The organism is Shewanella inventionis, from assembly GCF_014641855.1.
GTDB classification, from domain to species: Bacteria; Pseudomonadota; Gammaproteobacteria; order Enterobacterales; family Shewanellaceae; genus Shewanella; species Shewanella inventionis.
This window is the reverse complement of record NZ_BMII01000110.1, coordinates 1-1,101: the sequence shown is the minus strand read 5'-3', so window position 1 is coordinate 1,101 and position 1,101 is coordinate 1. Positions and strand designations below refer to the sequence as shown.

Below are 1,101 nucleotides of genomic sequence, written 5' to 3'. Positions count from 1 at the left end.
TATACCGGTGATCATTGAAGGTGCTTGATTTTATTTCAAATCAGGATCATGCTACACCTCATGAAAATATACCTCACCGATGACCAGAAGAAACAGCTCGAAACCCAGCATGCTCAAGCGCGCGATGGGCGAGTTCGTGATCGCATCAAAGCCGTCCTCCTTACCTCAGAAGGCTGGTCTACGGTTATGATTTCTCAAGCGCTACGCATTCACGAATCCACCGTGCTGCGACATCTTGCAGACTATACCTTGTCGGATAAACTCAAGCCTGAAAATGGCGGCTCACAAAGCCATTTATCCGCTAAGCAAACGGCGGAGTTAATTACCCATTTAACTGCCCATACTTACCAGCATAACCATCAAATTGTCGGCTATGTGTTAGCGCAGTTCGGTGTTAAATATACTGTCGCTGGCATGCACAAGTGGCTGCATAAAAATGGCTTTAGCTACAAAAAGCCTAAAGGTGTGCCGCATAAGTTTGATGAAGCAAAGCAACAGGCTTTTGTTGAGCAGTATGAAAACCTTAAAGCCAGCTGTGGCGAGGATTCGACTATTCTCTTTATCGACGCAGTTCATCCTACCCAAGCGACAAAAATATCGCATGGCTGGATCCGCACAGGACAAGATAAACCCGTTGAAACCACTGGTAGTCGGACACGTATCAATCTGATTGGTGCGATTGACCTTGATGATATCGCTAACGCAACGGTTAACGAATATGACTATGTTAATGGCGACAGTATTGTTCAATTTTTTGAGGTGTTAAGGGAGAAATATCCACCACCTCACACGTTGCATCTCATTTTAGATGGCGCAGGTTATCATCGCTCAAAGAAGGTCAAAGAAATGGCCGATTTGCTTAAGATAGAGCTGCATTATTTACCGCCTTATAGCCCAAATCTGAACCCAATAGAGCGGCTGTGGAAGGTGATGAATGAGCATGCCAGAAACAGCGTTTATTTCAAAAGTAAGCGCGAATTTAGGGCCGCTCTATCAAAATTTTTTAAAGAAACACTGCCGGAAATGGGTGGCGATTTGACGTCGCGGATCAATGACAATTTTCAGATGTTACAATCCGCATCTTCAAGTTGATTGGGTATA

General features: G+C 44.4%; 1 protein-coding gene. It reads left to right on the top strand.

The window, feature by feature from the left end:
• Positions 1–60 precede the first annotated feature (60 nt).
• Positions 61–1,092 carry an IS630 family transposase gene (locus IEW93_RS21790; RefSeq protein ID WP_188741280.1) on the top strand — a complete coding sequence of 344 codons (1,032 nt, stop codon included), beginning with the start codon at positions 61–63 and terminating at the stop codon, positions 1,090–1,092.
• Positions 1,093–1,101 lie beyond the last annotated feature (9 nt).

Coding starts and splice junctions, on each gene's coding strand:
- IEW93_RS21790 (WP_188741280.1), top strand. CDS start 61: ATGAAAATATACCTCACCGATGACCAGAAGAAACAGCTCGAAACCCAG.